The sequence below is a fragment of the Pseudomonas sp. SM4 genome (genome assembly GCF_051913165.1).
Taxonomy (GTDB): Bacteria; Pseudomonadota; Gammaproteobacteria; order Pseudomonadales; family Pseudomonadaceae; genus Aquipseudomonas.
Window position 1 is genome coordinate 175778 of record NZ_JBODOE010000009.1, and the last position, 26355, is coordinate 202132.

At 59.3% G+C, this 26355-nt stretch carries 25 protein-coding genes and 1 pseudogene; 12 read left to right on the top strand and 14 right to left on the bottom strand.

The window, feature by feature from the left end:
- Nucleotide 1: 1 nt before the first annotated feature.
- From yidD to rpmH, 3 genes are read right to left on the bottom strand one after another with little or no spacing between them, the layout of a single operon-like run.
- Complete coding sequence (gene yidD, locus ACQ4MY_RS18290; RefSeq protein WP_010465488.1) at nt 2–247, bottom strand: membrane protein insertion efficiency factor YidD; 246 nt, start codon at nt 245–247, stop codon at nt 2–4.
- The gene (rnpA, locus tag ACQ4MY_RS18295; protein WP_016984072.1) at nt 240–641 is read right to left on the bottom strand and encodes a ribonuclease P protein component; all 402 of its coding nucleotides are present in this window, start codon (nt 639–641) and stop codon (nt 240–242) included. Before rnpA ends, yidD begins: the two co-directional genes overlap by 8 nt.
- 16 nt (nt 642–657) lie before the next feature.
- Nucleotides 658–792, bottom strand: a complete 135-nt coding sequence (gene rpmH / locus ACQ4MY_RS18300; RefSeq protein WP_003213577.1) for a 50S ribosomal protein L34 — start codon at nt 790–792, stop codon at nt 658–660.
- 567 nt (nt 793–1359) lie between these two features.
- Between rpmH and dnaA the strand changes: the two genes are divergently transcribed.
- The 5 genes and pseudogenes from dnaA to dinD all read left to right on the top strand — a co-directional run.
- On the top strand, nt 1360–2886 hold the full coding sequence (dnaA, locus tag ACQ4MY_RS18305; RefSeq protein WP_440096044.1) for a chromosomal replication initiator protein DnaA: 1527 nt from the start codon (nt 1360–1362) through the stop codon (nt 2884–2886).
- 39 nt (nt 2887–2925) lie between these two features.
- Nucleotides 2926–4029 (top strand): DNA polymerase III subunit beta, encoded by a 1104-nt coding sequence (dnaN, locus tag ACQ4MY_RS18310; RefSeq protein ID WP_008084384.1) that lies wholly within the window; start codon nt 2926–2928, stop codon nt 4027–4029.
- 14 nt (nt 4030–4043) lie between these two features.
- Nucleotides 4044–5147: a DNA replication/repair protein RecF gene (recF, locus tag ACQ4MY_RS18315; protein WP_007911886.1), complete on the top strand. Its 1104-nt coding sequence runs from the start codon at nt 4044–4046 to the stop codon at nt 5145–5147.
- A gap of 5 nt (nt 5148–5152) precedes the next feature.
- The gene (gyrB, locus tag ACQ4MY_RS18320; protein WP_008084382.1) at nt 5153–7570 is read left to right on the top strand and encodes a DNA topoisomerase (ATP-hydrolyzing) subunit B; all 2418 of its coding nucleotides are present in this window, start codon (nt 5153–5155) and stop codon (nt 7568–7570) included.
- 279 nt (nt 7571–7849) lie between these two features.
- A pseudogene (gene dinD, locus ACQ4MY_RS18325) lies at nt 7850–8611 on the top strand (DNA damage-inducible protein D); the annotation flags it as partial.
- A 14-nt stretch (nt 8612–8625) separates the two neighbouring features.
- Here the strand turns inward: dinD and ACQ4MY_RS18330 are convergent.
- Nucleotides 8626–9345, bottom strand: a complete 720-nt coding sequence (locus tag ACQ4MY_RS18330) for a response regulator transcription factor (protein ID WP_242207938.1) — start codon at nt 9343–9345, stop codon at nt 8626–8628.
- 169 nt (nt 9346–9514) lie between these two features.
- On the opposite strand from ACQ4MY_RS18330, the gene ACQ4MY_RS18335 reads away from it, so the two are divergent.
- Complete coding sequence (locus ACQ4MY_RS18335) at nt 9515–11047, top strand: ATP-binding protein (RefSeq protein ID WP_440096096.1); 1533 nt, start codon at nt 9515–9517, stop codon at nt 11045–11047.
- A gap of 168 nt (nt 11048–11215) precedes the next feature.
- On the opposite strand, the gene ACQ4MY_RS18340 is transcribed toward ACQ4MY_RS18335, so the two are convergent.
- The 4 genes from ACQ4MY_RS18340 to glyQ form a co-directional block, all read right to left on the bottom strand.
- Nucleotides 11216–11995: a lysophospholipid acyltransferase family protein gene (locus tag ACQ4MY_RS18340; RefSeq protein ID WP_008084363.1), complete on the bottom strand. Its 780-nt coding sequence runs from the start codon at nt 11993–11995 to the stop codon at nt 11216–11218.
- An 83-nt stretch (nt 11996–12078) separates the two neighbouring features.
- Nucleotides 12079–12618: a D-glycero-beta-D-manno-heptose 1,7-bisphosphate 7-phosphatase gene (gene gmhB, locus ACQ4MY_RS18345; RefSeq protein WP_174245032.1), complete on the bottom strand. Its 540-nt coding sequence runs from the start codon at nt 12616–12618 to the stop codon at nt 12079–12081.
- Between the two features lie 4 nt (nt 12619–12622).
- Nucleotides 12623–14677 (bottom strand): glycine--tRNA ligase subunit beta, encoded by a 2055-nt coding sequence (gene glyS, locus ACQ4MY_RS18350; protein WP_440096045.1) that lies wholly within the window; start codon nt 14675–14677, stop codon nt 12623–12625.
- Entirely contained in the window at nt 14674–15627 is a 954-nt protein-coding gene (gene glyQ, locus ACQ4MY_RS18355; protein WP_025112261.1) for a glycine--tRNA ligase subunit alpha, read from the bottom strand. Before glyQ ends, glyS begins: the two co-directional genes overlap by 4 nt.
- Nucleotides 15628–15708: 81 nt before the next feature.
- On the opposite strand from glyQ, the gene ACQ4MY_RS18360 reads away from it, so the two are divergent.
- The 3 genes from ACQ4MY_RS18360 to ACQ4MY_RS18370 all read left to right on the top strand — a co-directional run bounded on the left by ACQ4MY_RS18360 (nt 15709) and on the right by ACQ4MY_RS18370 (nt 17555).
- A complete protein-coding gene (locus tag ACQ4MY_RS18360; protein WP_008084360.1) occupies nt 15709–16266 on the top strand; it encodes a DNA-3-methyladenine glycosylase I in 558 nt (185 codons plus the stop codon).
- Nucleotides 16267–16306: 40 nt separating this feature from the next.
- On the top strand, nt 16307–17194 hold the full coding sequence (locus ACQ4MY_RS18365) for a lysophospholipid acyltransferase (RefSeq protein ID WP_440096046.1): 888 nt from the start codon (nt 16307–16309) through the stop codon (nt 17192–17194).
- Nucleotides 17195–17315: 121 nt separating this feature from the next.
- A complete protein-coding gene (locus ACQ4MY_RS18370) occupies nt 17316–17555 on the top strand; it encodes a PilZ domain-containing protein (protein ID WP_158830514.1) in 240 nt (79 codons plus the stop codon).
- Between the two features lie 4 nt (nt 17556–17559).
- On the opposite strand, the gene ACQ4MY_RS18375 is transcribed toward ACQ4MY_RS18370, so the two are convergent.
- From ACQ4MY_RS18375 to def, 5 genes are all read right to left on the bottom strand, one after another.
- Complete coding sequence (locus tag ACQ4MY_RS18375; RefSeq protein WP_440096047.1) at nt 17560–17874, bottom strand: tetratricopeptide repeat protein; 315 nt, start codon at nt 17872–17874, stop codon at nt 17560–17562.
- Nucleotides 17875–18042: 168 nt separating this feature from the next.
- The gene (trkA, locus tag ACQ4MY_RS18380; protein ID WP_008084356.1) at nt 18043–19419 is read right to left on the bottom strand and encodes a Trk system potassium transporter TrkA; all 1377 of its coding nucleotides are present in this window, start codon (nt 19417–19419) and stop codon (nt 18043–18045) included.
- 22 nt (nt 19420–19441) lie between these two features.
- Entirely contained in the window at nt 19442–20752 is a 1311-nt protein-coding gene (gene rsmB, locus ACQ4MY_RS18385) for a 16S rRNA (cytosine(967)-C(5))-methyltransferase RsmB (RefSeq protein WP_440096048.1), read from the bottom strand.
- Nucleotides 20749–21708 (bottom strand): methionyl-tRNA formyltransferase, encoded by a 960-nt coding sequence (gene fmt, locus ACQ4MY_RS18390; protein WP_440096049.1) that lies wholly within the window; start codon nt 21706–21708, stop codon nt 20749–20751. Before fmt ends, rsmB begins: the two co-directional genes overlap by 4 nt.
- Before the next feature lie 57 nt (nt 21709–21765).
- Nucleotides 21766–22272 (bottom strand): peptide deformylase, encoded by a 507-nt coding sequence (gene def / locus ACQ4MY_RS18395; protein ID WP_008084349.1) that lies wholly within the window; start codon nt 22270–22272, stop codon nt 21766–21768.
- A 158-nt stretch (nt 22273–22430) separates the two neighbouring features.
- On the opposite strand from def, the gene ACQ4MY_RS18400 reads away from it, so the two are divergent.
- From ACQ4MY_RS18400 to ACQ4MY_RS18410, 3 genes are all read left to right on the top strand, one after another.
- Nucleotides 22431–23456 carry a LysM peptidoglycan-binding domain-containing protein gene (locus tag ACQ4MY_RS18400; protein ID WP_158830509.1) on the top strand — a complete coding sequence of 342 codons (1026 nt, stop codon included), beginning with the start codon at nt 22431–22433 and terminating at the stop codon, nt 23454–23456.
- Nucleotides 23457–23540: 84 nt separating this feature from the next.
- Nucleotides 23541–24638 (top strand): DNA-processing protein DprA, encoded by a 1098-nt coding sequence (gene dprA, locus ACQ4MY_RS18405; protein ID WP_440096050.1) that lies wholly within the window; start codon nt 23541–23543, stop codon nt 24636–24638.
- 55 nt (nt 24639–24693) lie between these two features.
- Nucleotides 24694–25251 (top strand): L-threonylcarbamoyladenylate synthase, encoded by a 558-nt coding sequence (locus tag ACQ4MY_RS18410; RefSeq protein WP_440096051.1) that lies wholly within the window; start codon nt 24694–24696, stop codon nt 25249–25251.
- Between the two features lie 112 nt (nt 25252–25363).
- Here the strand turns inward: ACQ4MY_RS18410 and ACQ4MY_RS18415 are convergent, their stop codons facing one another.
- Nucleotides 25364–26341: a quinone oxidoreductase family protein gene (locus ACQ4MY_RS18415; protein WP_440096052.1), complete on the bottom strand. Its 978-nt coding sequence runs from the start codon at nt 26339–26341 to the stop codon at nt 25364–25366.
- Between the last annotated feature and the right edge of the window lie 14 nt (nt 26342–26355).

The following is a 26355-nucleotide window of genomic DNA, read 5'->3' on the forward strand; positions in this document are numbered from 1 at the left end:
ATTACTCGGCCATCGAAGAAGAACGGGAGGTAGGGATAGGTGGAACCGGGTCATAACCACCGGGATTCCACGGATGACAGCGACCTAAACGACGAAAGGTCAGCCAGCCACCGCGCAGAAGGCCATGATTTTCGATGGCTTCATACGCGTAGCAGGAACAACTGGGGTAGAAACGACAGTGGCTGGCCATCAAAGGACTAATGGCATAGCGATAAAACTGGATCGGAACGAGGGCCAGTTTACGCATCGGTACTGTCTACCCCTACAGTTTCGGTTTTGACTTCTGGAACTGGCTTGCTGCGTGCCAGACGCTTCCAGAGCTTGCCGAAATGCTGAATCAATTCGGGGTTTTCTACATCGCCCAGACCTTTGCGCGCGACGATAACGATGTCCCAGCCGACCAGTGAATCCTGGTGCAGACGGAACGATTCGCGCATCAAACGTTTGAGGCGATTGCGCTCAACGGAGAGCTTTACGCTCTTTTTCCCGATAACCAGCCCGAGACGGGGGTGATCAAGATCGTTGTTGCGTGCAAGGAGCAGGAGATTTTTCCCCGGAACCTTGCCGGTAGGGGAGTCAAAGACTGCCTTGAAATGCCGGGGGGTAAGCAAACGCTTTTCCCGACTGAAGTCCTGACTCACCTCCAGTACCGGATTATCAAACTGCCAGACGCGCACGACCTTTGGCGCGGCGACGCGACAGGACAGCACGGCCGTTCTTGGTAGCCATGCGAGCACGGAAGCCGTGGGTACGGGCGCGTTTGATAGTGCTTGGTTGGAAAGTACGTTTCATTGTCGTGTTACCTGGTTCGTCCACAACGGGCCGGAATGGCCCCCGTTTTAAGAGACCGGGGATTCTAGAGAAAGCAAGCCCTCAGGTCAATTTCCAACCAGCGTTTCCTTATAAATAGATCTCGAGGTGTTCTTTGCCTGATCACCCGCTCGCCATACATAAAAATAAAGAAGGGAATTATTTAAAGCTTTTCTGTAAAGCTTATAAAAGCTAGGCACGCCCTCCTCTGTGGATAACTGCCATCAGGCCTTGCTTCACCTGATGTACAGCGAATGACAACTACAGTGGAAAACCGTGTTCAGCCTGTGCTGCACTGTCGGATAACCTGTGTGTGGAATGGCCTGTTATCCACAGGCAGGTTATCCACCGAGTTCAACCCCCAGTTGTCCAGTGCCCTTAGAGGCGGTTATCCACAGAGCTTATTCACACACCGTTGGTCGCTTTCTCGTCGGTTAACGCATTGATAAATCATGGTCACCGCGCAACCTGCATGTGGATAAGTGGGCGGCTCGCCGCTACAATGGCCGCTTGTTTTTGCCTCACCGGCTTTCAACTTAGGGGATATCCGTGTCAGTGGAACTTTGGCAGCAGTGCGTGGAGCTTTTGCGCGAGGAGCTGCCTGCCCAACAATTCAACACCTGGATCCGTCCACTACAGGTCGAAGCCGAAGGCGACGAGTTGCGCGTCTACGCACCGAACCGTTTTGTGCTGGACTGGGTCAACGAAAAGTATCTGGGCCGCGTTATTGAACTGCTGGATGAGCATGGCAACGGCATGGCGCCCGCGCTTTCCTTATTAATAGGCAGCAAACGCAGTTCCGCTCCGCGTGCCGCACCGAACGCGCCGCTGGCGGCCGCGCAGGTTTCCCAGGCCCAGGCAAATGCCGCACCTGTGAGCGCACCGGCACCTACGCAAGCGCCAGTACCGGCGGCCAAGCGCTCGACGCAGAAGAGCCCCGAAGTCAACGACGAACCGTCTCGCGACAGTTTCGACCCAATGTCCGGCGCGGCTTCGCAACAGGCGCCGGTTCGCGCCGAACAGCGCACCGTGCAGGTCGAAGGTGCGCTCAAACACACCAGCTACCTGAACCGCACCTTCACCTTTGAAAACTTCGTCGAAGGTAAGTCCAACCAGCTCGCCCGTGCGGCGGCCTGGCAAGTGGCGGATAACCCAAAGCACGGCTACAACCCACTGTTCCTTTATGGTGGCGTCGGCCTGGGTAAAACCCACTTGATGCACGCTGTGGGTAACCACCTATTAAAGAAGAACCCGAATGCCAAGGTCGTGTACCTGCATTCCGAGCGCTTCGTGGCTGACATGGTCAAGGCGCTGCAACTGAACGCGATCAACGAGTTCAAGCGTTTCTACCGTTCGGTGGATGCTTTGCTGATCGACGACATTCAGTTCTTCGCTCGCAAAGAGCGCTCGCAAGAAGAGTTTTTCCACACCTTCAACGCCCTGCTCGAAGGTGGCCAGCAGGTCATTCTCACCAGTGACCGCTACCCGAAAGAAATCGAAGGCCTTGAAGAACGTCTCAAATCCCGCTTCGGCTGGGGCCTGACCGTTGCCGTCGAGCCGCCGGAACTGGAAACCCGCGTCGCGATCTTGATGAAGAAGGCTGACCAGGCCAAAGTCGACTTGCCGCACGACGCCGCGTTCTTCATTGCCCAACGCATTCGCTCCAACGTCCGAGAGCTGGAAGGCGCGCTGAAACGCGTGATCGCCCACTCGCACTTCATGGGCCGCGACATCACCATCGAGTTGATTCGCGAATCCCTGAAAGACCTGTTGGCGCTGCAAGACAAACTGGTCTCTGTGGATAACATTCAGCGCACCGTCGCCGAGTACTACAAGATCAAGATCTCGGACTTGCTGTCCAAGCGCCGTTCGCGCTCGGTAGCGCGCCCGCGTCAGGTGGCCATGGCGTTGTCCAAGGAACTGACCAACCACAGCCTGCCGGAAATCGGCGACGTGTTTGGCGGCCGTGACCACACCACCGTGTTGCACGCCTGCCGCAAGATCAACGAACTTAAGGAATCCGACGCGGACATCCGCGAGGACTACAAGAACCTGCTGCGTACACTGACCACTTGATGAACACCAGCGCAGCTTATTAAGGCAAGGGACTAGACCATGCATTTCACCATTCAACGCGAAGCCCTGTTGAAACCCCTGCAACTGGTCGCAGGCGTCGTCGAGCGTCGACAGACCTTGCCGGTACTGTCCAACGTGCTGTTGGTAGTCGAAGGCCAGCAACTGTCGCTGACCGGTACCGACCTCGAAGTCGAACTGGTCGGTCGTGTGCAACTTGAAGAGCCGGCGGAAACAGGTTCCATCACCGTGCCTGCGCGCAAGCTGATGGACATCTGCAAAAGCCTGCCTAACGATGCGCTGATCGACATCAAGGTCGACGAGCAGAAGCTGGTGGTGAAGGCTGGCCGTAGCCGTTTCACCCTGTCGACGCTTCCCGCCAACGATTTCCCGACCGTTGAAGAAGGTCCGGGCTCGCTGACTTGCAGCCTTGAGCAAAGCAAACTGCGTCGCTTGATCGAGCGCACCAGCTTCGCCATGGCCCAGCAGGATGTCCGTTACTACCTCAACGGCATGTTGCTGGAAGTGTCGAGTGGGCTGATGCGTGCCGTTGCCACCGATGGTCACCGCTTGGCCATGTGCAGCATGAAAGCCGCGATCGACCACCCTGATCGTCATCAGGTCATTGTTCCGCGTAAAGGTATTCTGGAATTGGCGCGCCTGCTGACTGAGCCGGAGGGCACGGTTGCCATCGTTCTCGGCCAGCACCACATCCGCGCCACTACCGGCGAATTCACCTTCACCTCGAAACTGGTCGACGGCAAGTTCCCGGATTACGAGCGCGTGCTGCCGAAGGGCGGCGACAAGCTGGTATTGGGCGATCGCCAGGCGTTGCGTGAAGCGTTCAGCCGTACCGCGATTCTGTCCAACGAGAAGTACCGTGGTATCCGTCTGCAACTGGCCAACGGTCAGCTGAAAATCCAGGCAAACAACCCGGAGCAGGAAGAAGCGGAAGAAGAAGTGGGCGTTGAATACAACGGCGGCTCGCTGGAAATCGGTTTCAACGTGAGCTATCTGCTCGACGTGCTGGGCGTGATGACCACCGAGCAGGTTCGTCTGATCCTGTCCGACTCCAACAGCAGTGCGCTGGTGCAAGAGTCTGACAACGACGATTCGGCTTACGTTGTCATGCCGATGCGTCTGTAATCAGCTGACCCTGGATGTCCTTAAGTCGTGTTTCGGTCACCGCGGTGCGCAATCTGCACCCGGTGACCTTCTCCCCTTCCCCCCGCATCAACATTCTTTACGGCGCCAACGGCAGCGGCAAAACCAGTGTTCTGGAAGCCATTCATCTGCTGGGGCTTGCCCGTTCGTTTCGTAGCACGCGTCTGTTGCCGGTCATCCAGTACGAACAACTCGCCTGTACCGTGTTTGGTCAGGTTGAATTGGCCGAGGGTGGCCACAGTGCGTTGGGAATCTCGCGCGATCGTCAAGGCGAGTTCCAGATCCGCATCGACGGGCAGAACGCCCGCAGCGCAGCACAGCTTGCGGAGATACTGCCACTGCAGTTGATCAACCCCGACAGCTTCCGCCTGCTCGAAGGTGCACCGAAGATTCGCCGGCAGTTTCTCGACTGGGGCGTGTTCCACGTTGAGCCACGGTTCATGGCTACCTGGCAGCGTTTGCAGAAGGCCTTGCGCCAGAGAAACTCCTGGCTGCGGCATGGTACACTTGACGCCGTTTCGCAAGCGGTTTGGGACAGGGAACTGTGCCAGGCCAGCGCTGAAATCGATGAATACCGCCGCGCTTACATCAAAGCCTTGAAACCAGTCTTTGAACAAACCTTGAGCGAACTGGTTGAGCTCGAAGGTTTGACGCTCAGCTATTACCGAGGCTGGGACAAAGACCGGGAATTGAGCGCCGTACTGGCTGGGTCCCTGCAACGGGATCAGCAAATGGGTCATACCCAGGCCGGACCGCAACGGGCTGATTTGCGTCTTAGATTGGGCGCACACAACGCCGCGGACATTTTGTCCCGGGGTCAGCAGAAGTTGGTGGTCTGTGCACTGCGGATTGCCCAAGGTCACCTGGTCAGCCAGGCCCGCCGCGGTCAGTGTATTTATCTGGTGGATGACTTGCCGTCCGAGCTGGACGAGAGCCACCGTCGCGCGCTGTGCCGCTTGCTGGAAGACTTACGCTGCCAGGTGTTTATCACCTGTGTAGATCACGAATTATTGAGGGAAGGCTGGCAGACGGAAACGCCAGTCGCTTTGTTCCACGTGGAACAGGGCCGTATCACCCAGACCCACGACCATCGGGAGTGAAGGCATTGAGCGAAGAAAATACGTACGACTCAACGAGCATTAAAGTGCTGAAAGGCCTGGATGCCGTACGCAAACGTCCCGGTATGTACATTGGTGACACCGACGATGGCAGCGGTCTGCACCACATGGTGTTCGAAGTGGTCGACAACTCGATCGACGAAGCCCTCGCTGGCCACTGCGACGATATCAGCATCATCATCCACCCGGATGAGTCCATCACCGTTAAAGACAACGGTCGTGGCATCCCGGTAGACGTGCACAAAGAGGAAGGCGTTTCCGCCGCCGAGGTCATCATGACCGTCCTCCACGCTGGCGGTAAGTTCGACGACAACTCCTACAAAGTATCCGGCGGTCTGCACGGTGTAGGTGTTTCGGTAGTGAACGCGCTGTCCGAAGAACTGGTACTGACCGTTCGCCGCAGCGGCAAGATCTGGGAACAGACCTACGTCCACGGCGTGCCTCAGGCACCGATGGCCATCGTTGGCGACAGCGAAACCACCGGCACCCAGATTCACTTCAAGCCATCGGCTGACACCTTCAAGAATATTCACTTCAGCTGGGACATCCTGGCCAAGCGTATTCGTGAGCTGTCCTTCCTCAACTCCGGTGTCGGCATCGTCCTCAAGGATGAGCGCAGCGGCAAGGAAGAGCTGTTCAAGTACGAAGGCGGCCTGCGTGCGTTCGTTGAATACCTGAACACCAACAAGACTGCGGTCAATCAGGTGTTCCACTTCAACATTCAGCGTGAAGACGGCATCGGCGTGGAAATCGCCCTGCAGTGGAATGACAGCTTCAACGAGAACCTGTTGTGCTTCACCAACAACATTCCACAGCGCGACGGCGGCACTCACCTGGTGGGCTTCCGTTCGGCACTGACGCGTAACCTGAACACCTACATCGAAGCCGAAGGCCTGGCGAAGAAGCACAAAGTCGCCACCACCGGTGACGATGCGCGCGAAGGCCTGACCGCGATCATCTCGGTGAAAGTGCCGGATCCGAAGTTCAGCTCGCAGACCAAAGACAAGCTGGTCTCTTCCGAAGTGAAGACCGCGGTCGAACAGGAAATGGGCAAGTACTTCTCCGACTTCCTCCTGGAAAACCCGAACGAAGCCAAGCTGGTCGTCGGCAAGATGATCGACGCTGCCCGTGCCCGTGAAGCCGCGCGTAAAGCCCGTGAGATGACCCGCCGCAAAGGCGCGCTGGACATCGCCGGTCTGCCAGGCAAGCTCGCTGACTGCCAGGAAAAAGACCCGGCGCTCTCCGAACTGTACCTCGTGGAAGGTGACTCCGCGGGCGGCTCTGCCAAGCAGGGACGTAACCGCAAGACCCAGGCGATCCTGCCGTTGAAGGGCAAGATCCTCAATGTCGAGAAAGCGCGTTTCGACAAGATGATCTCTTCCCAGGAAGTGGGCACCTTGATCACTGCGTTGGGCTGCGGTATCGGTCGCGACGAGTACAACATCGACAAGCTGCGCTATCACAACATCATCATCATGACCGATGCTGACGTCGACGGTTCGCACATCCGTACCCTGCTGCTGACCTTCTTCTTCCGTCAGTTGCCGGAGCTGATCGAGCGTGGCTACATCTACATCGCTCAGCCGCCGCTGTACAAGGTCAAGAAAGGCAAGCAAGAGCAATACATCAAAGACGACGACGCCATGGAAGAGTACATGACGCAGTCGGCCCTGGAAGATGCGAGCCTGCACCTGAACGAAGAAGCCCCGGGCATTTCCGGTGAAGCGCTTGAGCGTCTGGTGAACGACTTCCGCATGGTGATGAAGACGCTCAAGCGTCTGTCGCGCCTGTACCCGCAGGAACTGACCGAGCACTTCATCTACCTGCCGGCCGTGAGCCTGGAAAAGCTCGGCGACCACGCAGCGATGCAAGAGTGGCTGGCCCAGTACGAAGCGCGTCTGCGTACCGTGGAAAAATCCGGTCTGGTCTACAAGGCCAGTCTGCGTGAAGACCGCGAACGTGGCGTGTGGCTGCCAGAGGTCGAACTGATCTCCCACGGCCTGTCGAACTACGTCACCTTCAACCGCGATTTCTTCGGCAGCAACGACTACAAAACCGTCGTCACCCTCGGTGCTCAGTTGAGCACCCTGCTCGACGAAGGCGCGTACATCCAGCGTGGCGAACGCAAGAAAGCAGTCACCGAGTTCAAGGAAGCACTGGACTGGCTGATGGCTGAAAGCACCAAGCGCCACACCATTCAGCGATACAAAGGTCTGGGCGAAATGAACCCGGATCAGCTGTGGGAAACCACCATGGACCCAAGCGTGCGCCGCATGCTGAAAGTCACCATCGAAGACGCCATTGGCGCAGACCAGATCTTCAACACCCTGATGGGTGATGCGGTCGAACCTCGTCGTGACTTCATCGAGAGCAATGCGTTGGCGGTTTCGAACCTGGATTTCTAACGAATTCTGTTCGGGCTTGAAGTAAAAAATAAACCCCGGTGAGTTTTGGCTCATCGGGGTTTTTACGTTTTCAAGCATCCCTCCATACATACAAGTCTGCGTCATGATTTGTATGTACATGTTTTCCGGATTGATAACTCCTCGCGTCAGTGCAACGCTCTGTCTGGCTACTTTCGACTTATTCATCCAGTAGAGGATTTACCGTTGAGCGAACAGCATCAGACGTTTGAAGGCCTCAAGTACCGAACCGACGGTGGAGTGGAGTAGTGGTCTGCCCGAGACCTTGCTCCGCTGCTGGAATACAGAACGTGGCGTAACTTCGAGAACGTTATCGCCAAGGCTATACAAGCTTGTGAACACGGTGATCATTCGGTATCCGACCATTTTGTTGAAGCCAGCAAAATGGTCTCCTTGGGGTCTGGTTCTCTGCGAGAACTGAAGGATTTTCACCTCTCCCGCTATGCCTGCTATTTAGTTGTCCAGAACGGAGATCCATCCAAGCCCGTCATCGCCGCAGGGCAAACCTACTTTGCAATTCAGACCCGACGTCAGGAGCTGACAGACGATGCCGAATTTCAAAGTCTAAGGGACGATCAGAAGCGTTTGCTGCTGCGCAATGAGTTGCGCGAGCACAACAAGCTTCTGGTTGAAACGGCACAGCAGGCAGGCGTTGAGACAGAATTGGATTTCGCCGTTTTCCAGAATCATGGATATCAAGGGCTCTACGGAGGACTTGATCAGAAAGCGATCCACCAGCGCAAAGGCCTCAAAAAAAGCCAAAAAATTCTTGATCACATGGGCTCGACTGAACTGGCCGCTAATTTATTTCGAGCGACTCAGGCTGAAGATAAATTGCATCGCGACAATGTTCAGGGCAAGCAACAAGCTAACGAAGTTCACTTGCAGGTTGGTCGAAAAGTCAGAGAAACCATTTCCGAACTTGGCGGCACCATGCCAGAGGATCTTCCAATGCCGGCTACCAGCATCAAGCAGTTGGAATCTGCGATCAAAAAATTGAAGGGTCGCGCCGAAGAAGAGTGAAACGGCCAGAACCATTACTGCGAGTTCGACGCCACACTCTCCAACCGATACCCATACCCATAAATCGTCAACAGTTGCCAACCCCGATCCGCCGTCAGCCCGAGCTTGTTCCGCAGCCGATAGATATGAGTATCCAATGGCCGCGACGAAGCCATCTCCTCATGCGGCCAGAACCGCTCGTACAGATAATCCCGCGACAATGGCCGGCCGAGATTGCTGAACAGACACCGCGCCAGCCGATACTCGCGCTCGGTCATGACAATCGGCTTTCCCTCTCGAGTGACGGTGAGTTCAGCGTCATCAAACGTCAAATCATTGAAGCTCAGCACTTCCGTCGCCGCCGCCCGTTGCTGGCTATGCCGTCGGAGCACCGCAGCCACCCGCGCCTTCAGTTCATTCGGCCGAAACGGCTTGCTCACATAATCATCGGCCCCCGCATTCAACGCCTGCACGATATCGCTCTCGCCATCGCGGCTGGTGAGCATGATCGCCGCTGGTGGCGCTTCCATGTGTTCGCGGGTCCAGCGCAGCAGGGCCAGGCCGGTGAGGTCGGGCAGTTGCCAGTCGAGGATCAGCAGGTCGAAGGTTTCCCGGCGCAGTTGGCGCAGCAGGTCTTCGCCACGCTCGAAGCTGTGCAGTGACCACGGCTGTTCGCCGGCATCGGCCATTTGCTGCAGGGTTTGCTCGACCCGGCGCAGTTCGGCGGGTTCGTCGTCCAGAATCGCAACGCGCATTCGCGGTTATTCCTTGTTGCTTGGGCAGTTGGCGGACAACCATAGTCGCTCGGCCCCCGCAGTGAAAGTAAGCGGCCCGCCGTTGGTCGACGTCCGCTATGATTCTTCGGGTCTACGTCTCAGACCTGTGGCCTATGAAACCATTCACATTGCCCTGCCCTTTTTCCACATGAACCACGATCGTCGGCGTGAAAGCCGAGAGCCGAGTCAGGTGCAGCGCCTGTTTCGCCAATTGGTGCGCGAATGGTTGTGGATAAGTCTAGTGCTGTTGCCGCTGACTGCGCTGCTGTCTTATCGCGCGCAGATCAACTTGCACGATGCGACTCCCGCCATCGGCGCCCTGTTGTCGGTTGCCTTGGTCGCCGGCAGTCTTGGCCTGCTGTTATGGCGTCCGCGTTGGGCGCTCTGGATCACGTTGATCGGAATGGCGTGCGCGCTGCTGGCCAGTGCGGGGTTAGCGGAAATGCGCCGTTGGTGGTCGCCGACACCGGCGGTGCTGGGGATGTTGTTCGGTTATCTGATCTGGAACTGGCGGCGCTTAAGCGTGGTGCTGACCTACTTCGGTTGGGAACTGGCGCGGCTGGATCGCGAACCGAAAGTGTTTCCTGAACGGCGTCGCTCGCAATTCACCGGCGCTGATCGCCTGCAGGGCCAGATCATGGCGCTTGAGCAGGCCATGAGCCGTACCCGCGATACGCGGCGGTTCATTGCCGATGGCCTAGAGTACTTGCCCGTCGCCACGCTGATTACTGATCCCAAGGGGCAGATCCTGTTGGGTAACCGCAAGTCCCGCGCGCTGTTTGATCATGCGCTGGTGGGGGATGACGTGCTTGATCAGCTGGCGCGCCTGGGTTATCCGGAATTATCCACAGCGGCGCGACCGACGCTGTCCGCCCTGCCGCTGCTGGAATTCCGCGACAACAAGGAGCGCAGCCTGCGCTTGGAGCGTGCCGCGTTGCTGCCGGTGGACGGCGACACCCCAATAGGCTGGCTGCTCAGCCTGACCGACCTCAGCGCCGAACGGGCCGCCGAAGAGCAACGCGGAGTTCTGCTGCGGTTCCTCTCGCACGATCTGCGTGCCCCGCACTCGGCGATCCTTGCCTTGCTCGATGTCCACCGGCACCAGGCTGGCGCCGATACACCGCTGTTCGAACAGATCGAACGTCAGGTGCGTCGCGCGCTGGATCTGACTGACGGTTTTGTTTTGCTGGCGAGGGCCGAATCCGAGGCGTACCAGTTCCAGCCAAGTCTGTTCGCGATGTTGGTGCTGGACGTGCTGGACCAGGCACTGCCCATCGCCCAGCAGAAACGCATTGAGCTGCTCCACAACATGGATGAGGAATCCCAGGAGCGGCTGATCTCGGCTGACCAAGGCTTGCTGACCCGTGCGCTGTTCAACTTGCTGGAAAACGCCATCAAGTACAGTCCGCCAGACACCACTGTCCGGTTGCATGTGAGCTTTCAGGAGGAATGGTTGCGTTGCGAACTGTCGGATCAAGGCAAGGGCATCGCCGCCGATGAATTGCCCGATCTGTTCAGTCAGTACCGCCGTTTTTCCTCGGCTCAGGGCATCGATGGCGTGGGCCTGGGGCTGTCGATGGTCAAAGCAGTGATCGATCACCATGGCGGGAAAATCGAATGCCTGAGTGTGGTCGATCAAGGCACCACGTTCCTGCTGGAACTGCCGCTGATCGCCGAGTGATCAGGCACAAAAAAACCGGCTATATCAGCCGGTTTTTTTACATCCGAAAAAAACTTATGCACGTTTTACAGCGTTTTATGAGCTTGAGAAATATATAAGTAATTCAATCACTTAATTCCAATATTCAAGCCTTTTCAACAAAACCGTACACAGGTTATCCACAAAATCTCAGACAGCGATCTGATCATTGGCGGCCGGTGCCTGCGGGGCCGGTGGCAGTGAGCCCATTTCGCGTTGAGTCTTCTCGTTCCAGGCTTGCACCCGGTCGTTCAGCTCGGCGATGGCGCGCGGTCCTGTACCTTCGGCGTACATCGGTTCACCGATGACTACGGTGATCACGCCGGACTTCTTGCCCCAGCCGATTTTCGGCCAGAATTTGCCGGCATTGTGTGCAATCGGCAGCACCGGAAGCGCCGCATTCACCGCCAAAGCGCTACCACTGCGCGAGAACTTGCCGACAGTGCCAAACGGCACCCGAGTGCCTTCCGGAAAGATCAGCACCCAAACGTTGTCCTTCAGCAGCTCATCACCTTTGGCCGCGACTTGTTTCAGCGCCGCTTTCGGGTTATCGCGGTCAATCGCGATCGGCCGCAACATGGCCATTGCCCAGCCGAAAAACGGCACGTACAGCAGTTCGCGTTTGAGCACTTGGCTCAGCGGCGAGAAATAAGCGGAGAGAAAGAACGTCTCCCAGGTGCTCTGGTGGTTCGATTGAATCACGCAGGGCCGGTCAGGCACGTTTTCCGCGCCTTTGATTTCGTAACGGATACCGAGAAACACCTTGGTCAACCACAAGGCGCAACGACACCAGTACACGTTGATAAAACGATAACGCGCCTTGAACGGCAGAAACGGCGCGATGAAAAAACTCAAACTGCACCACAGCAGGGAGGTGGTGCCCAGCAGCAGGTAAAAGAGAAAAATCCTGATGGCCCGCAGTATCGACATAGTGACGTTTACCGTGACGGGGCAATGCCCGAGTGTTCAAGCGCACTCCCGATCAATCCCTGGTCAGGAACTTCAGAAGTACTCTAGTTGTGGATAAGTTCTGCGGCAATCGCCGCCAGATCGTCAAAAATCAGAGTGCCAACCGGCAGGGTTTTGCCCTGAGTCTTTGCGCCTTTTCCGGTCTTTACCAAAACTGGCTGTGAATCGACGGCTTTGGCCGCCTCCAGGTCACCAAGGCTGTCGCCGACGAACCAGACATTCGTCAACTCAACGTCGTAATGCGCCGCGATGGTTTTCAACATCCCCGGTTTCGGCTTGCGGCAATCGCAGCCTTCGTCCGGCCCATGCGGGCAATACACGATCAGCCCGACCTCACCGCCCTGCTCCGCGACCAGCTCACGCAAGCGCGCGTGCATGGCATCGAGGGTGGCGAGATCGTAATAGCCGCGAGCGATGCCCGACTGGTTGGTGGCCACCGCCACCGTCCAGCCGGCCTTGCTCAACTGCGCAATCGCTTCGATCGAGCCGGGCAACGGAATCCACTCCGCCACCGACTTGATGTAAGCGTCGGAGTCGTAATTGATCACTCCGTCCCGATCGAGAATCAGCAGTTTCAACAACAATCCCTCAACCCAGCAGCGAAATGTCGGCAACGCCGAGGAACAGACCACGCAGACGCGCCAGCAGCGCGTAGCGGTTGGCCCGCACATTGGCGTCGTCGGCATTGACCATTACCGCGTCAAAGAACGCATCCACCGGCTCACGCAATGCCGCCAGGCGTGCCAGCGATTCGTTGTACTGACGCGCCGCAGCCATCGGCTGTACGGCCTGATCCGCTTGCTGGATCGCCGAGTACAGCGAGAACTCGTTGGCGTTGTCGAAGTACTTGGCTTGGACTTCGGTCGGTACCGCGCCTTCGAGTTTGCTCAACAGGTTCGATACACGCTTGTTCACCGCCGCCAGCGCTGCCGCTTCCGGCAGTTTGCGGAATGCCTGAACCGCTTGCACACGCTGATCGAAGTCCAGCGCCGAACCCGGCTTCAAGGCACGTACTGACAGGTAAGTAGCGACTTCAACGCCTTCGTCTTCATAACGCGCACGCAGACGGTCGAAGATGAATTCCAGCACGGACTCGTTGAGGCCGGCAGCCTTGACCTTGGCACCGAACGCATTCACCGCGAATGCGACGGCGTCGTTCAGGTCGAGGTCGAGTTTCTTCTCGATGAGGATACGCAGCACGCCGAGTGCCGCACGGCGCAGGGCGTACGGGTCTTTGCTACCGGTTGGCAGCATGCCGATACCGAAGATACCGACCAGGGTGTCGAGCTTGTCAGCGATGGCGACGGCCGCACCGGTCAGGGTGGCTGGCAGTTCAGCACCGGCACCGCGTGGCATGTATTGCTCGTTCAGCGCCAGCGCGACGTCTTCCGGCTCGCCGTCATTGAGGGCGTAGTAGTAACCGGCGACACCTTGCATCTCCGGGAACTCGCCAACCATTTCGGTGGCCAGGTCGCACTTCGACAGCAGGCCAGCGCGAGCAGCCCACGAAGCGTTGCCGCCAATGCGTGCGGCGATGTACGCAGCCAGTTTAGATACGCGCTCGGCCTTGTCGTAGACGCTGCCGAGTTTTTCCTGGAACACCACGTTCTGCAGGCGATCGTTGAAGGCTTCAAGTTTCTGCTTCTTGTCTTGCTTGAAGAAGAACTCGGCGTCGGTCAGGCGTGGGCGAACCACTTTCTCGTTACCGGCGATGATCTGCTGCGGGTCTTTGCTTTCGATGTTGGCCACGGTAATGAAACGTGGCAGCAACTTGCCGTCGGCATCCAGCAGGCAGAAGTACTTCTGGTTGTCCTGCATGGTGGTGATCAGCGCTTCTTGCGGCACGTCGAGGAAGCGTTCCTCGAACGAGCACACCAGCGGCACCGGCCATTCAACCAGCGCGGTCACTTCGTCGAGCAGTGCCGGCGGAACGATTGCCGTGCCTTCCTGACGGGTGGCCAGCTCTTCGGTGCGCTTGCTGATGATCTCGCGACGCTCGTTGGCGTCGGCCAGCACGTAAGCGGCACGCAGGTCGGCGAGGTAGCTCGACGGCGAACCGATGCGCACGCTTTCCGGGTGATGGAAACGGTGACCACGGGAGTCACGGCCGGCCTTCTGCGCGAGGATGGTGCAGTCGATGACCTGGTCACCGAGCAGCATCACCAGCCACTGGGTCGGACGCACGAACTCTTCCTTGCGCGCACCCCAACGCATGCGTTTCGGGATCGGCAGGTCGTTCAGCGAATCTTCGACGATGGTCGGCAGCAGGCTCGCGGTCGGCTTGCCGGCGATGCTCTGGCTGTAACGCAGTTTCGGGCCGCTCTGATCGATTTCGCTCAGATCAACGCCGCATTTCTTGGCGAAACCCAACGCTGCCTGAGTCGGATTGCCTTCAGCGTCGAACGCCGCCTGACGTGGCGGGCCGTCGAGGTTGATGCTGCGATCCGGTTGCTGAGTAGCCAGCGCGGTGATCAGCACAGCCAGACGACGCGGCGCGGCGTAGACGGTTTTAGTCTCATAGCTCAGGCCGGCGGCTTGCAGGCCCTTGTCGATACCGGCGAGGAACGCGTCAGCCAAGGTGTTCAGGGCTTTCGGTGGCAGTTCTTCGGTGCCCAGTTCAACCAGAAAATCTTGCGCACTCATTGTGCTGCCTCCAGCTTGGCCAGTACTTCGTCACGCAGATCCGGGGTCGCCATCGGGAAGCCCAGCTTGGCGCGCGCCAGCAGGTAGGCTTGCGCAACGGAACGCGCCAGGGTGCGTACGCGCAGAATGTATTGCTGACGCGCGGTCACCGAGATCGCCCGGCGCGCATCCAGCAGGTTGAAGGTGTGCGACGCCTTCAACACCATTTCGTAGCTCGGCAACGGCAGCGGCTGGTCGAGTTCGATCAGGCGCTTGGCTTCGCTTTCATAGAAGTCGAACAGTTCGAACAGTTTGTCGACGTTGGCGTGTTCGAAGTTGTAAGTGGACTGCTCCACTTCGTTCTGGTGGAACACGTCGCCGTAGGTGACTTTGCCCATCGGGCCGTCAGCCCAGACCAGGTCGTAGACCGAATCCACGCCTTGCAGGTACATGGCCAGACGCTCGAGACCGTAAGTGATCTCGCCGGTCACCGGGTAGCACTCGATGCCGCCCGCCTGCTGGAAGTAAGTGAACTGAGTCACTTCCATGCCGTTCAGCCAGACTTCCCAGCCCAGACCCCAGGCGCCGAGGGTCGGCGATTCCCAGTTGTCTTCGACGAAGCGAATGTCGTGGACCAGTGGGTCCAGGCCGACATGCTTGAGGGAGCCCAGGTACAGTTCCTGGAAGTTGTCCGGGTTCGGCTTGAGCACGACCTGGAACTGATAGTAGTGCTGCAGACGGTTCGGGTTTTCGCCGTAACGGCCGTCAGTCGGACGGCGGCTTGGCTGCACGTAAGCGGCGTTCCAGGTTTCCGGGCCGATGGCACGGAGGAAGGTCGCGGTGTGGAAAGTGCCGGCGCCTACTTCCATATCGTAGGGCTGAAGTACCACGCAACCTTGCTCGGCCCAGTATTGCTGGAGCGCGAGGATCAAGTCTTGGAAGGTACGCACGGCTGGCGTAGGCTGGCTCACGAAATTCACCTGTTTCTTGGGCTGCGATTTAAAGAGCGGGAGTATACCCGATTCATTGCTGCGCACGCCCCCTGGAGCCTTATGCCACGCTGCTTTTGGTGTACCGAAGATCCGCTGTACATGGCTTATCACGACCAGGAGTGGGGCACGCCGCTACGCGATGCGCAGGGTTTGTTCGAGTTGCTTTTGCTCGAAGGGTTCCAGGCTGGCCTGTCCTGGATCACCGTGCTGCGCAAACGCGAGCGTTATCGCGAGGTGTTGTTCGGCTTTGACGTACAGCGCGTGGCGCAAATGAGCGACGCCGAAATCGACGAATTGATGCTCGATCCGGGGATCATCCGCAACCGCCTCAAACTCAATGCCGCCCGGCGTAATGCCCAGGCCTGGCTGGCGCTGGAGGATCCGGTGGCCTTCCTCTGGTCGTTCGTCAACGACCAACCGATCATCAATCATTTCAAGGATCGCAGCGAAGTCCCGGCGATCACCGCCGAAGCGCTGGCGATGAGCAAAGCCCTGAAAAAGGCCGGGTTCACGTTCGTCGGCCCGACCATTTGCTACGCGCTGATGCAGGCCTCGGGGATGGTCATGGACCACACCCAGGATTGCGACCGCTACGCGCAGCTCGCCAACGGCGGTTAGAATGGCCGCCTCGCGCACCGCACAAGATCAGGAGTGACCTGTGGAAAAGTTTAAAGGCGCCTTGCTGGTAGGCGCTCTGCGGCTGTTTGCCCTGCTGCCATGGCGGGCCGTGCAGGCCGTGGGTTCGGCGATTGGCTGGATCATGTGGAAAACCCCCAACCGCTCCCGCGACGTGGTGCGGATCAACCTCGCCAAATGTTTTCCACAGATGGATCCGGCCGAGCGTGAACGATTGGTCGGGCAGAGCCTGAAAGACATCGGCAAGTCGCTGACCGAAAGCGCCTGCGCGTGGATCTGGCCGGCGCAGCGCTCGATTGATCTGGTGCGCGAAGTCGAAGGCCTTGATGTGTTGAAAGACGCCTTGGCCTCGGGCAAAGGCGTGGTCGGCATCACCAGCCACCTCGGCAACTGGGAAGTGCTCAACCACTTCTATTGCAGCCAGTGCAAACCGATCATTTTCTACCGCCCGCCAAAGCTCAAGGCTGTGGATGAATTGTTGCGTAAACAGCGCGTGCAACTGGGCAACAAGGTCGCCGCCTCCACCAAGGAAGGCATCCTCAGCGTCATCAAGGAAGTGCGCAAAGGTGGTGCAGTGGGCATCCCCGCTGACCCGGAACCGGCCGAATCCGCCGGGATCTTCGTGCCGTTCTTCGCCACGCAGGCGCTGACCAGCAAGTTCGTGCCAAACATGTTGGCCGGTGGCAAAGCCATCGGTGTGTTCCTGCATGCGCTGCGCCTGCCCGACGGTTCCGGCTACAAAGTGATCCTCGAAGCCGCGCCGGAAGCCATGTACAGCACCGATACCGCCGAATCCTGCGCAGCAATGAGCAAAGTCGTCGAGCGCTATGTCGCCGCCTATCCGAGCCAGTACATGTGGAGCATGAAACGCTTCAAAAAGCGTCCACCGGGCGAAGATCGCTGGTACTGAAAAAGTTGGCACACTCTGTGGATAACCTGTAGGAGCTGCCGCAGGTTCGGGCCGCGATCGGACGATCTTTTGATCTTTCTCTTTCAGTTATCCACAACCCGTTCAAAAAGGGCGCACCAAGATGTCCGAACACCGCAAATCCTTCCGCATCAAAATCACCCACGACAGCCTCGGCGAATGCCTCGGGCAAACCCGCAATCTGTCGCCAACCGGGGTCTATGTGCAGCATCCGAGCCTGGCGTCGTTGCCCAAAGGCGCGGTCGTCTATGGCCAGGTGCAGGATTTACCCACAGGCGCGCCACGGGTGCGAATGGAAGTGGTAACGGTCGACGCCGAAGGCATCGGCTTGCGCTACTTGTAGAACGTTACTGCGTCTGACGATCGAGTTTCTTCAGAAACACAGTCATTTCCTTCTCGGCCTGCTTGTCGCCATGCGCGCGCGCCGCTTCCAGACCTTGTTCCCACGCCTGACGTGCGGCGGCAGTGTCGCCCAGCGCCAGTTGCGCCTTGCCCAACAGTTTCCACGCGGCTGAATACTTCGGATCAAAGCCGACGCAGCGCTGGAAATGCTCGGCAGCCTTGGCGTTTTCGCCCAGATCCAGATAGCCCTTGCCAAGGCCGAAGCGCAGCAGAGAGTTATCCACACCCTTGGCGAGCATTTTTTCCAGGGATTCGAGCATTGGTGGATTCCTTCTCGGGTGTGTCAGGGGAGATTTGTGGCGCCGCCATCGCTGGCAAGCCAGCTCCCACAGGGTTTTGGGTTGTTCACAAATGTGATGTACACCGAAGATCCCTGTGGGAGCTAGCTTGCCAGCGATGAGGCCATAACAGACACAGAAAGTTCCGGATCAGAAGAAGCTCAACCCCACATGAAACAGCTTCTCCACATCACGAATATGCTTTTTATCCACAAGGAACAGAATCACATGGTCGCCCGCTTCGATCACCGTGTGGTCGTGGGCGATGATCACTTGTTCGTTGCGGATTACCGCGCCAATCGTGGTGCCCGGCGGCAGGCCGATTTTCTCGATCGGTTTACCAATCACTTTGCTCGACTTCGCATCACCGTGGGCAATTGCCTCGATGGCTTCCGCCGCACCGCGGCGCAATGAGTGCACGCTGACGATATCGCCACGGCGCACGTGGGCCAGCAGCGTGCCGATGGTCGCCAGTTGCGGGCTGATGGCGATGTCGATGTCGCCGCCCTGAATCAAGTCGACGTAGGCCGGGTTGTTGATGATCGTCATGACCTTCTTCGCCCCCAGCCGTTTCGCCAGCAGCGACGACATGATGTTGGCTTCGTCATCGTTGGTCAGGGCGAGAAAGATATCGGCGTCGGCGATGTTCTCTTCCAGCAGCAAATCGCGGTCGGACGCGCTGCCCTGCAACACCACGGTGCTGTCCAGGGTGTCGGAGAGGTAGCGGCAGCGCGCCGGGTTCATCTCGATGATTTTCACCTGATAACGGCTTTCGATGGCCTCGGCCAGGCGCTCACCGATCTGCCCGCCGCCAGCAATGACGATGCGTTTGTAGGTTTCGTCGAGGCGGCGCATTTCGCTCATCACCGCGCGAATATTCTCACGGGCGGCGATGAAGAAGACTTCGTCGTCGGCCTCGATCACCGTGTCGCCCTGCGGCAGGATCGGCCGGTCGCGGCGGAAGATCGCCGCCACGCGGGTTTCGACATTCGGCATGTGCTCACGCAACTGCCGCAGTTGCTGACCGACCAGCGGCCCGCCGTAATACGCGCGCACCGCCACCAGTTGCGCCTGGCCCTCGGCGAAGTCGATGACCTGCAACGCACCCGGATACTCGATCAGGCGCTTGATGTAGTTGGTCACCACTTGCTCGGGGCTGATCAGCACGTCGACCGGAATCGCTTCGTTCTGGAACAGTTGCTCTTCGCGGTTCAGGTAGGACGCTTCGCGCACCCGGGCGATTTTCGTCGGGGTGTGGAACAGCGTGTGAGCGACCTGGCAGGCGACCATGTTGGTTTCGTCGCTGTTGGTCACGGCCACCAGCATGTCGGCATCATCCGCGCCGGCCTGGCGCAATACCGAAGGCAGCGAGCCACGGCCCTGGATGGTGCGGATGTCGAGGCGGTCGCCGAGGTCGCGCAGGCGTTCGCCGTCGGTGTCGACGACGGTAATGTCGTTGGCCTCGCTGGCCAAATGCTCGGCCAGCGAACCGCCGACCTGTCCCGCACCGAGGATGATGATTTTCATCCAGTCACTCCATTGAATCCGTTTAGCCGCGCGCGGCAGCGATCTTGATCAGCTTGGCGTAGTAGAAACCGTCATGCCCGCCCTGCTGGGCCAGCAATTGGCGACCATGGGGCTGCTTGATCCCGGCCGTGGTGGCCAGATCCAGTTCGCGGGCGCCCGGCGTACGCTCAAGGAACGCGGCGATGACTTCGGTGTTCTCGGTCGGCAGCGTCGAGCAGGTGGCGTACAGCAGAATGCCGCCGACTTCGAGGGTCTTCCACATGGCGTCGAGCAGTTCGCCTTGCAGTTGCGCGAGGGCGGCGATGTCGTCGGGCTGACGGGTCAGCTTGATGTCCGGATGGCGGCGGATCACGCCGGTGGCCGAGCATGGCGCGTCGAGCAGAATGCGCTGGAATGGTTTGCCGTCCCACCATTTCTCGGTGTCGCGACCGTCGGCGGCGATCAGTTCGGCGTTGAGGCCGAGGCGTTCAAGGTTTTCCTTCACGCGCACCAGACGCTTGGCTTCCAGATCCACCGCGACCACGCCGGCCAGCGCCGGTTCGGCTTCGAGGATGTGGCAGGTCTTGCCGCCCGGCGCGCAGCAGGCGTCGAGCACGCGTTGGCCCGGCGCCAGGTCGAGCAGGTCGGCGGCCAGTTGCGCGGCTTCGTCCTGCACGCTGATCCAGCCTTCGGCGAAACCCGGCAGGCTGCGCACGTCGGCGGCGGCTTCGAGAATGATGCCGTCGCGGCTGTACACGCACGGTGTCGCAGCAATGGCGGCCTCAGTCAGCAGACCGAGGTAAGCGTCGCGGCTGTGGTGGCGACGATTAACGCGCAGGATCATCGGCGGATGCGCGTTGTTCGCCTCACAGATGGCTTCCCACTGTTCCGGCCAAAAAGCTTTCAGGGATTTTTGCAGCCAGCGCGGATGAGCGGTGCGCACCACTGGATCGCGCTCAAGCTCGGCAAAAATCGTTTCGCTTTCGCGCTGAGCGTTACGCAACACAGCGTTGAGCAGACCTTTGGCCCAGGGCTTTTTCAGTTTGTCGGCGCAACCGACGGTTTCGCCGATGGCGGCGTGGGCCGGCACGCGGGTGTAAAGCAATTGGTAGAGACCGACCAGCAGCAACGCCTCGACATCGGCGTCGGCAGCCTTGAACGGTTTCTGCAGAAGTTTTTCCGCCAGTGCCGACAGGCGTGGCTGCCAGCGCGCGGTGCCGAACGCCAAATCCTGGGTAAAACCGCGATCGCGATCCTCGACCTTGTCCAGTTGTGTCGGCAGAGAGCTGTTCAGCGAGGCTTTGCCGCTGAGCACGGCGGCGAGTGCCTTGGCGGCGGCCAGACGCGGGTTCATTGCGCGTCCACCGCTGCGCCGAGCACCGTGCCGACAGCGAACTTCTCGCGACGGCTGTTGAACAGGTCGCTGAAATTCAGTGCTTTGCCGCCGGGCAATTGCAGGCGGGTCAGGCACAGCGCTTGTTCGCCGCAGGCGACGACCAGGCCGTCCTTGCTGGCGCTGAGGATTTCACCCGGCGCGCCTTTACCGTCGGCGAGTGTCGCCGCCAGCACTTTCAATGCTTCACCGTTGAGGGTGCTGTGGGTGATCGGCCATGGGTTGAAGGCGCGTACCAGTCGCTCCAGCTCAACTGCCGGACGGCTCCAGTCGATGCGTGCTTCATCTTTGTTCAATTTGTGCGCGTAGGTGGCGAGCTCGTCGTTCTGCACTTCGCCTGCCAGCGTGCCTGCGGCCAGACCGGCAATCGCTTGCACCACGGCTGGTGGGCCCATCTCGGCGAGGCGATCATGCAAGGAGCCGCCAGTGTCTTCGCCCGTGATCGGCGTGACGACCTTGAGCAGCATCGGCCCGGTGTCGAGGCCGGCTTCCATGCGCATCACGGTCACGCCGCTCTCGGCATCACCGTGTTCGACGGCGCGCTGGATCGGCGCCGCACCGCGCCAGCGTGGCAGCAACGAGGCGTGACTGTTGATGCAACCGAGGCGCGGAATATCCAAGACCACTTGCGGCAGGATCAGGCCGTAGGCGACCACCACCAGCAAGTCCGGCTTCAACGCGGCCAGTTCGGCTTGAGCGTCAGCGTTGCGCAACGTCGGAGGCTGCAACACCTGGATATTATTTTCCAGCGCGAGCTGTTTGACCGGGCTCGGCATCAGTTTTTGCCCGCGACCGGCCGGACGATCCGGTTGGGTGTAGACCGCAACGATCTCGTAAGGGCTGTTCAGCAGGGCCTTGAGGTGTTCGGCGGCAAATTCCGGGGTACCGGCAAAAACGATGCGCAGTGGCTCAGTCATGAAGGGAGTCTCATAAAAAGAAAAAGGCTTGCCGCAGCAAGCCTTTGAAGAGGGGCATCAAGCGTTCTGGCGGTGCTGCTTTTCCAGTTTCTTCTTGATCCGGTCGCGTTTGAGCGTGGACAGGTAATCGACGAACAATTTGCCGTTGAGGTGGTCGCATTCGTGTTGGATGCACACCGCGAGCAGGCCTTCGGCGATCAGTTCATAGGGCTTGCCGTCGCGGTCCAGCGCCTTGATCTTGACCTTCTGCGGGCGGTCGACGTTTTCGTAGAAACCCGGTACCGACAGGCAGCCTTCCTGGTATTGCTCCATTTCTTCGGTCAGCGATTCGAACTCGGGGTTGATGAACACCCGGGGCTCGGTACGGTCTTCGGAAAGGTCCATCACGACGATACGTTTGTGCACGTTGACCTGGGTCGCGGCTAGGCCGATGCCCGGCGCTTCATACATTGTTTCAAACATGTCATCGACCAACTGACGCACTTCGTCGTCCACTACAGCCACAGGTTTGGCGATAGTGCGCAGACGCGGGTCCGGGAATTCGAGGATGTCTAAAATGGCCATAGGCTGATTGCTGCACGTGTTGAGTAAAGTCGGGCGATGGCCTGGCAGGTCCGAAGATGCAGGCTACCGTTGTGAAGCGTAGCTTGTGCATTTTGCACAAGCGAGCCACGGGGGCTCTGACGGTTCACGCGAACGCACATGATAAAGGGATTCACTGCATGAGGAAAACACTACTCGCCCTGCTGTTGCTGGCTTCGGCCGGCGTAGCGCAAGGGCAAGTGCAGCTCAGGGATGGTTTTCCACAGCAATACACAGTGGTTACGGGTGACACACTCTGGGACATTTCCGGCAAATACCTGCGCGAGCCCTGGCAATGGCCACAGTTGTGGCGGGCTAATCCGCAGATTGAAAACCCCAACCTGATCTATCCCGGCGACACGCTGACGCTCAGCTACGTCAATGGCCAGCCGCGTCTGACGCTCAATCGCGGCGAGTCGCGCGGCACCATCAAACTGTCGCCACGGATTCGCACCAGCCCGGTGGCCGAGGCGATTCCGAGCATCCCACTGAAATCGATCAACAGTTTTCTGCTGAGCAACCGCATCGTCGACAAGGCCGAAGATTTCGACAAGGCGCCGTACATCGTCGCCGGCGATGCCGAACGAGTGCTCAGCGGCACCGGCGACCGTATTTACGCGCGCGGCCATTTCGACCCGAATCAACCGGTCTACGGCATCTTCCGCCAGGGCAAGGTCTACACCGATCCGCAGACCAAGGAGTTTCTCGGCATCAATGCCGACGACATCGGCGGCGGTGAAATCGTCGCGACCGAAGGCGACGTTGCCACCCTCGCCCTGCAACGCACCACGCAGGAAGTGCGCCTCGGCGACCGCTTGTTCAGCGGTGAAGAGCGCTCAATCAACTCGACCTTCATGCCCAGCGCGCCGACCACCAGCATCAACGGCGTGATCATTGACGTACCACGCGGCGTCACCCAGATCGGCGTGATGGACGTGGTCACCCTGAACAAGGGAAAACGCGACGGGCTGGTCGAAGGCAACGTACTGGAGGTGATGAAAACCGGCGAAACCGTGCGCGACCGCATCACCGGCCAACCGCTGAAAATTCCCGACGAACGTGCCGGGTTGCTGATGGTGTTCCGTACCTACGACAAACTCAGTTACGGCCTCGTCCTTAACGCATCGCGCTCGCTGGCGGTGCTCGACAAGGTGCGAAATCCGTAAGCTTGCTTCACAAGTTACCAACAGAGTTATCCACAGCTTGTTCCGAATGGTTCGGGGCTTATAACGATCAAGGATGATCCAATCATGCTGTCTGTCTGCACGTCGGTTTCGCCGGCGGAACTGGAAGCGCGTCTGCGCCTGCACCGCTTGCCGGACATCGGCCCCAAGCGTTTTACAAAATTGCTCGAAGCCTTTGGCTCGGCTTCGAAAGCCATCAGCGCACCGGCCAGTGCCTGGCGCTCGTTGGGCTTGCCAACGTCGAGTGCCGAAGCGCGCCGTAGTCCCGAGGTGCGCGATGGCGCCAGCCACGCAATGCGCTGGCTAGAGCGGCCGGAGCATCATTTGCTGATGTGGGATCAGGCAGATTACCCGGCGCTGCTGGCGCAAATTCCGGATCCGCCACCGTTGCTGTTTGTCGCCGGTGATCCGCTGATTCTCGAAAAACCGCAACTGGCGATGGTCGGCAGTCGCCGCGCTTCGCGTCCGGGAATGGACACCGCAGCGGCGTTTTCCCGCAGCTTGGCCGGGGCTGGTTTTGTCATCACCAGTGGTCTGGCACTGGGTATTGATGCCGCTGCGCATCAAGCCGCACTGGATGTCGGTGGGCTGACCGTCGGGGTACTCGGCACCGGGCTGGAAAACTTTTATCCACAGCGCAATCGACGCTTGGCCGACGCGATGATTGCGTCCGGCAGCGCGGTGCTTTCGGAGTTTCCGCTGGATGCCGGGCCGACCGCGAGCAACTTTCCCCGGCGCAACCGGATCATCAGCGGTTTGTCCCTCGGTGTGCTGGTGGTCGAGGCCAGCGTCGCCAGCGGTTCTTTGATCACGGCAAGGCTGGCGGCAGAACAGGGGCGCGAGGTTTACGCGATTCCCGGCTCGATCCATCACCCCGGCGCACGGGGCTGTCACCAGTTGATTCGCGATGGCGCGGTGCTGGTGGAAACTATCGAGCACATCCTCGAAGCGCTGCGCGGCTGGCAGCGTTTGCCGCTGTCCGCCGACACGCCGCAAGTCGATCATCCACTGCTTATGTTGCTGCACGCCGCGCCGCACACCAGCGAAGGTCTGGCCGACAGCAGCGGCTGGGCGTTACCGAAAGTGCTGGCAGCGCTGACCGAACTGGAAATGGACGGCCGCGCGGTGAGTGAAAACGGCCGCTGGTTTGCGCGGGTGAGCTAGGTTTTACAAGGAAGATCGGTAAACTGCGCGAAACCTGTTTGTGGAGAGTTTTTTCATGGTCAACAGTTGGCGTGTGCAACAAGCCGCACGAGAGATTCGCGCCGGGGCGGTGATTGCCTATCCAACCGAAGCCGTCTGGGGGCTGGGTTGCGACCCGTGGAATGAAGAAGCGGTGGATCGGCTGCTGGCGATCAAGAATCGCTCGGTCGACAAGGGCCTGATTCTGGTCGCCGACAACATTCGCCAGTTCGACTTCCTGTTCGAAGACTTCCCGCAAGAATGGCTCGATCGCATGGCCAGCACCTGGCCGGGGCCGAACACCTGGCTGGTGCCGCACCAATGCCTGCTGCCGGAATGGGTGACAGGTGTGCACGACACGGTGGCGCTGCGGGTCAGCGATCATCCGCAGGTGCGTGATCTGTGCTCGATGGTCGGGCCGCTGATTTCGACCTCGGCCAACCCGCAAGGACGTCCGGCAGCGCGCACGCGGTTGCGCGTCGAGCAGTATTTCCGGGGGCAGATTGATCTGGTGCTGGGCGGGGAATTGGGTGGGCGCAAGAACCCGAGCCCGATTCGCGATCTGGCCACGGGCAATATCGTGCGCCCGGCTTAGAACCGAGTTGCTCCCATCGCTGGCAAGCCAGCTCCCACAGGTTCGGCGTTGTACATAAAATCTATGTCCACCGAAGATTCTTGTGGGAGCTGGCTTGCCAGCGATGACGTCCTCAAGGCAACAGAATGGTCGAACCTGTGGTGCGGCGAGCCGACAACTCGGTCTGGGCTTTGGCCGCCTCAGCCAGTGAATAACGCTGACTGATATCCACCTTCAACTTGCCACTGATGATCATCTCAAACAGCTCATCGGCCATCCGCTGCAAGTTCTCGGCGTTATTGGCGTAAGTCGCCAACGTCGGTCGGGTCACGTACAGCGAGCCTTTCGCCGAAAGAATCCCCAGGTTCACCCCGTCCACCGCACCTGACGCATTACCAAAACTCACCACCAGACCGCGCGGTGCAACGCTGTCCAGCGACGTCAGCCACGTGTCTTTGCCCACACCGTCGTACACCACCGGGACCTTCTTGCCATCGGTCAGCGCCAGCACGCGTTCGGCGACGTTCTCGTGGCTGTAATCGATGGTCGCCCAAGCGCCGTTGGCCTTGGCCAGTTCAGCTTTTTCTTTCGAGCTGACGGTACCGATCAGCTTCACGCCCAGGGCCTTGGCCCATTGGCAGGCCAGCGAACCGACACCACCGGCTGCGGCGTGGAACAAAATGGTTTCGCCACCCTTCAGCTCATAGGTCTGGCGCAGCAGGTACTGCACGGTGAGGCCCTTGAGCATCACTCCGGCCGCCGTTTCGAAACTGATTTCATCCGGTAGCTTCACCAGATTGTCCTGAGGCAACACGTGAAACTCGCTGTAAGCGCCCAACGGCCCACTGCCGTACGCCACGCGATCACCGACCTTGAAACGGGTAACGCCACTGCCGACGGCATCAACCACGCCTGCACCTTCGGCGCCGAGGCCGGACGGCAACGCTGGTGGCGCATACAGACCGCTGCGGAAATAGGTGTCGATGAAATTCAGGCCGATCGCCTTGTTGACCACGCGCACTTGGTTGGGGCCGGGCGCGGCGGGTTCGTAGTCAACAAATTCGAGCACTTCGGGGCCGCCGTGGGCGCGGAACTGGATACGCTTTGCCATCTGCCTGCTCTCCT